We start from the raw sequence: 5652 nt of genomic DNA on the forward strand, positions 1-5652 counted from the left end.
CCGATGCCCCTCCTCGACGGCCGTCATGCGACGGCCGCCCGAGCCGCGGGCGACTGGGCGAGGTAGCGCAGCGCGTTGTCCATCGGCCCGAGCTGCGACGGGTGGAAGCCCGGCCGCAGATAGCGGGGAATCTCGGTGAAGAAGGTGGTGAAGCTCGGCACGACGCCGCGCACCGAGGCACTGGCCAGCTGTAGTGGCCAGAATCTTCCCTTGCGTGGCGAGGGGTCCTTGTGGAACAGGTAGCCGCCCGAAATGGCGAACAGCACAAGCAATCCCGCGCTCGCGATCACCGCTTGCCGCGCCTTGCGGCCGTAGCCACCGTCGACGTACATGTACGCGTCGTAGACCACGCTGCGGTGCTCGACCTCTTCCGCGCCGTGCCACCGGATGAGATCCAGCATCGCCGGATGCATCCCCTTCCGCACGAGAGTGTCGTTGGTCAGCAGCCATTCGCCGATCACGGCGGTGTAGTGCTCCATCCCGGCGAACAACGCCAGCCGCTCACAAAGCCACGCGTGCTTGGCGCGACCGGACAGCCCGTGGTCGCCGAGCACCCGATCGACAAGCCACGCAACGCGTTCCACCATCGGGCGCACGTCGAGACCGAGCCGCTCGAGCTGCTTGCGGGCCAGCTCGTGCGAACTCGCGTGCATGGCCTCCTGCCCGATGAACCCGCGCACTTCTTCGCGCAGCCGCTCGTCGTCGATCAGCGGCAGGGCCTCGGCCAGTGCCTGCGCCATGGCCCGCTCGCCCTCGGGTAACACCAGGTGCATCACGTTGATGATGTGGGTCGCCATCACCTCGCCGGGGATGTAGTGCATCGGCACCGTGTCGAAGTCGAAGGTCACCTCGCGTGCATTGATCGCGTGCGCCTGATCGGCATAGACGGTGGGGCCCATCTCGCATCCTCATCTCTGATCGGCGAAGCCCGAGCCTGGGATTTCGGCCCAGCATGCTGGCAATCTATTGCTGACATCAGCTGCTGTCAACATCATCCGATGTCTACAAGGCGGTGTGAGAGGATGGCGCCATGGTCGCCGAAGACGACGGGTCGATCCCGGGCATGCGCCGCTGGCGCGGACGGTCACCCGCCGATCGGGTCGCCGGCCGCCGCGAGCAGCTCATCGAGGCGTGCACCGAACTGATGGGCACCGTCGGCGCCGCCGAGACCTCGATGCGCGGGGTGTGCAGGCAGGCCGGGCTGACCGAGCGCTATTTCTACGAGAGCTTCCCGAACCTGGACGCGCTGCTCACCACGGTGCTCGACACCGTCGTGCTCGGCGCCCGCGACCGACTACTCGACGCGCTACCCTCCGCGCCGATCGAGCGGGACGCCATGTTCCGTCACTTGGTCGGCATATTCACCGACTACCTCGTGGAAGATCGCCGGCGCGGCCGGATCATGTTCGTCGAATCGCAGGCCACCCCGGTGCTGATGCCGCGAGCGAACGAGCTGATCGGCTTATTCACGGCGCCGATCGCCCTGACGATCGGCGCCGGCGACTACTCCCAGTCCGCACCGGACGAGTACGACAACGCACTCAACGCGAGCGCCATCTTCGGCGCGCTCGCCTACCTCTACCGACCCTGGCTGGACGGCGAGATCCCGGTCTCCCGGGCTCGATTCGACGAGCACGCCGCGACCGTGCTGGAACAGATTGCGCGGGCGCGGTCTTCGGTGATCACCGAGGCCTAGCGTTCGACTCAGTCCCGCACCGCCACCGGCTCGGTCCGCTCCGCCCGCTCGAACAGCAGCGCGTCGTCCGCGATCGACCCGTGCCGCAACGTGATCATGTCGCGCAGATAGTTCATCCGTAATCGCCACGGCGCGCGGTCGCCCTGGATCGGGAAGTGGCTCGCGGCCCGCTGCACATATCCGGGATTGAAGTTGAGGAACAACGATTCCGCACCGACCGACGGGTCACGAACCGGCGTGCAGCGCGCATAGCCGCGCGCGTCCATGTGCCGGAGCAACCGAACGAGATACTCCGACACCAGATCAGCCTTCAGCGTCCACGAGGCGTTGGTGTAGCCGATGATGTAGGCGAAGTTCGGTACATCCGACAGCATCATCGCCTTGTAGGCCATGCTGTCGGACAGGGTCACCGGCCGCCCGTCCACCCCGAGGTCGATGCCGCCGAAGGCGAGCAGGTTCAATCCTGTTGCGGTGACGACGATGTCGGCGTCCAGCGTCGCACCGGAGGCCAGCCGCACACCGGTCTCGGTGAACGTTTCGATCCGATCGGTGACGATGTCCAGTTTGCCCTTGCGGATGGCGCGGAAGAAATCGTTGTTGGGAGCCAAGCAGAGTCGCTGATCCCACGGGTTGTAGCTCGGGGTGAAGTGCGTGTCGATGTCGTAGCCCGGTGGCAGCCAGCGTTCCTGGTAGCCGCGGATTCGTTCGCGCACCCACGCCGGATAGCGTTGGCTCAGTTGGTAAACCGTCGTGGCCAGCGCCACGTTCTTGGCTCGGATCAGCGCGTAGGCGGCGCGCGGCGGCAAACGGCGGCGCAGCTTCATCGCTAGGGCGTCGCGGGCGGGCCGGGAGACGATATAGCTCGGGCTGCGCTGCAACATGGTCACGTGCGCGCCCTGCTCGGTGAGCGTGGGACCCAGCGTGACCGCGGTGGCGCCGCTGCCGATCAGCACCACCTTCTTGTTCGCGTAATCCAGGTCTTCGGGCCAGAACTGCGGGTGCACAACAGGTCCGGCGAAGCGCTCGACGCCGGGAAAGTCCGGGGTGTAGGCCTCGTCGTAGCTGTAGTAGCCGGAGCAGGAGAGCAGGAAGCCTGCGGTGAACGTGACCGTCTCGTGGCTGCCGGTCCGTTCTGCCTGCACCGTCCAGCGGTTGTCCGCCGACGACCATTCGGCGCGCAGCACCCGATGCCCGAAGCGGATGTGCCGGTCGATGCCGTTCTCCGCGGCGGTGTCGCGCACGTAGTCGAGGATGGAATCGCCGTCGGCGATCGACTTGTCACCCAGCCACGGCTTGAATCGGTAGCCCAGGGTGTACATGTCGGAATCGGAGCGAATTCCGGGATAGCGGAACAGATCCCAGGTGCCGCCGATCGCGTCGCGGCCCTCCAGGATCGCGTAGGACCGTTGCGGGAAAGCCCGCTGCAGGTGATAGGCCGCGCCGATGCCGGACAGTCCGGCTCCGACAATGAGCACATCGACGTGCTCAGTAGCGGTGGTCATCGCTATCTCCTCGACTAGTCGGCGGAATGCCCCAGCCTAACGACCCGGACAGTATTCCCGCGTGCCTCGGCGAACGACTCGGGCACCCCTTTATCACTGCGAATGCTGCCCTGTGCGGGTTCTGTTCGGCCGCAACATAGTTGAGTCTTGTACGACCTAGCGTGTGCCGAGCGGGGTATTCAACTGTACGACTCGCAGTGAAGTCACTCACATCGCCCTGGCACGCCACCCATAGTTCCACCAGAACACGAGGGTAGCCGCTTGTTAGCCGACCTGTGGCGACGACGCGATGCACAGCCCCGTTCCGCGTCGCCGCACCAGCCCCGGAAACCATTGGCAACCCGCACTATTCGCCCCGCATCCACCCCGCCAGCCCTCCATAGCCAGTCGGTCACCAGTTAGTGATACTTCACGAAACATGTACTTCTGCACAGTGATCGGCCCTGACTTCTCAGCCATAGGCATTCGTAGTTACCGTCGGGTAGTGTCCGTCGCACCGAAGATCAGAGACGATCCGGAACCGTTTCTTTCCACGATTTCCAGGAGCGCGCGTGTCGCATTCACGATTCGAATCCATCGGCGCCTATCTGCCTTCGAATATCGTTACCACCCAGGAGCTGCTCTCCCGGTTGAAGGAACCGCCGTCTTTCGATCTCGAGAAAATCACCGGCGTCAAAGAGCGCCGGGTGCACGACACGAACCCGGACAGCTACGAGGACTCCTTCGCGATCGCCATGAAGGCGGCGGAAGACTGTTTGTCCAGGTCGCGATACGATGCAGCCGAGCTCGACGTGATCATCTCCACCTCGATCACCCGAAGCAACCACGGCAGCCGCATCTACATGGAGCCGTCCTTCGCCGGTTCGATAAGCCGCCTTATCGGGGCGAAGAACGCGATTACCTTCGACGTGTCGAACGCCTGCGCCGGGATGCTCACCGGCACCTACATTCTCGACCGGATGATCCGCTCCGGCGCCGTGCGCAACGGCCTGGTGGTGAGCGGTGAGGCCATTACTCCCATCGCCGACACCGCGGTGGCCGAGATTTCCGAAAAATACGATCTGCAGTTCGCGTCGCTGTCGGTGGGCGACTCGGGCGCCGCGGTCGTGCTCGACGAGGCGGTCGACGACAACGACAAGATCCACTACATCGAGATGATGACGGCAGCGGAGTACTCCGAGCTGTGCCTCGGCATGCCGAGCGACAAGAGCCAGGGTGTTGCGCTGTACACCGATAACCGCAAAATGCACAACGAAGACCGCTTTCTTTTGGGCACCGACAGCCAGATCAACTACCTCCAGGCGCGCGGGCGCACCTTCGCCGACGAGAAGTTCGATTACGTCATCCACCACCAGTTCGGCGCGGCCGCGATCCCGTGGATGAACGCCATCTGCGAGCGCGAGTTCGGCGCCCCGATGCCGCCGGATCTGCGGGTCATCGAGAAATACGGAAACACCTCCACCACTTCGCATTTCATCGTCCTGCACGATCAGCTCAGCGACCAGAACATCCCGGCGGGCTCGAAGCTGCTGATGATTCCCGCCGCGTCCGGCATCGTGACCGGCTTCCTGTCCACCACCATCTCGTCTCTGAAGGTCTGAGGTCAGCCATGGGCGTTCGCATCAAATCCATCGGCATCGGCCGCGACACGCAGAGCAGTGTGCAGAACAGCGGCCTGGCCGCGAAGCAAAGCCTCGAGCGGGCCGGTGTCCGCCCCGACCAGGTCGGTGTGCTGATCAACGCGGGTGTCTTCCGCGACTCCAACACCGTCGAACCGGCCGTCTCCGCGCTGATCCAGAAGGCGGCGGGCATCGGCCTGGAATACGCGAAGGACGATCCGCGGACCTTCTCGTTCGACCTGATGAACGGCGCGACCGGCGTGCTCAACGCGGTCCAGGTCGCCACCGCCATCCTGGCGACCGGCAGCGCCGAGCACGTGCTCATCGTCGCCGGTGACGGTCACCCGTCGATGACCCGATCGGCGGCCACCGACGACTTCCCCTATGCCACTTCGGGAGCCGCGCTGCTGCTCGAGCACACCGACGAGCCGGACGGCTTCGGCCGGGTGCACACGGTGAACGGTGACGGCACCCCGGCGGTCGAGGCGTACGTCGACACGGCCACCATGGGCACCGTCGGCCGCGGCCTGATGACCGTCGACCGGGAACCCGGCTTCGCGGACCGCCTGCTGAGCGTGGCCACCGAGGCGGCTCGGGCGGCGCTCGCCGACGCCGGGCACAGCGACCTGGCCGGCACGGCGCTCATCGCGTCGACACCGAGCCCGGACTTCCCGGCGCGGCTCGCGGAAGCCCTTGGCATCGACCAGGATTCGGTGCGCACGCCGGACCTGACCGACGGCGACCCGCACACGGCGTCGCTGCCGCAGGCCTACGACCGCGCGGTCATCTCGGACACGCTGCGGGACTTCACGCACGTGCTGTTCGTCGCGGCGGG

5 protein-coding genes are annotated in these 5652 nt (G+C 65.5%); 3 read left to right on the plus strand and 2 right to left on the minus strand.

Annotated features, from left to right (window positions below; translation table 11 throughout):
• Positions 1-23 precede the first annotated feature (23 nt).
• On the minus strand, positions 24-899 hold the full coding sequence (locus tag NN4_RS44135) for a metal-dependent hydrolase (RefSeq protein ID WP_147144342.1): 876 nt from the start codon (positions 897-899) through the stop codon (positions 24-26).
• Positions 900-1030: 131 nt separating this feature from the next.
• Here NN4_RS44135 and NN4_RS44140 point away from each other — a divergent pair, with 131 nt between their 5' ends.
• Entirely contained in the window at positions 1031-1696 is a 666-nt protein-coding gene (locus NN4_RS44140) for a TetR/AcrR family transcriptional regulator (protein ID WP_147144344.1), read from the plus strand.
• An 8-nt stretch (positions 1697-1704) separates the two neighbouring features.
• Here NN4_RS44140 and NN4_RS44145 read toward each other — a convergent pair whose 3' ends face one another.
• The gene (locus tag NN4_RS44145) at positions 1705-3198 is read right to left on the minus strand and encodes a flavin-containing monooxygenase (RefSeq protein ID WP_147144347.1); all 1494 of its coding nucleotides are present in this window, start codon (positions 3196-3198) and stop codon (positions 1705-1707) included.
• 551 nt (positions 3199-3749) lie between these two features.
• Between NN4_RS44145 and NN4_RS44150 the strand changes: the two genes are divergently transcribed.
• Together NN4_RS44150 and NN4_RS44155 are read left to right on the plus strand one after the other, a co-directional pair.
• Positions 3750-4799 (plus strand): 3-oxoacyl-ACP synthase III family protein, encoded by a 1050-nt coding sequence (locus NN4_RS44150; protein ID WP_147144349.1) that lies wholly within the window; start codon positions 3750-3752, stop codon positions 4797-4799.
• Positions 4800-4807: 8 nt separating this feature from the next.
• Positions 4808-5652 (plus strand): beta-ketoacyl-[acyl-carrier-protein] synthase family protein (locus NN4_RS44155; RefSeq protein WP_147144351.1); only part of this gene is annotated, 845 nt, incomplete at its 3' end.

Source organism: Nocardia ninae NBRC 108245 (assembly GCF_007990755.1).
Classification (GTDB): Bacteria; Actinomycetota; Actinomycetes; order Mycobacteriales; family Mycobacteriaceae; genus Nocardia; species Nocardia ninae.

Coding starts and splice junctions, on each gene's coding strand:
- NN4_RS44135 (WP_147144342.1), bottom strand. CDS start 899: ATGGGCCCCACCGTCTATGCCGATCAGGCGCACGCGATCAATGCACGC.
- NN4_RS44140 (WP_147144344.1), top strand. CDS start 1,031: ATGGTCGCCGAAGACGACGGGTCGATCCCGGGCATGCGCCGCTGGCGC.
- NN4_RS44145 (WP_147144347.1), bottom strand. CDS start 3,198: ATGACCACCGCTACTGAGCACGTCGATGTGCTCATTGTCGGAGCCGGA.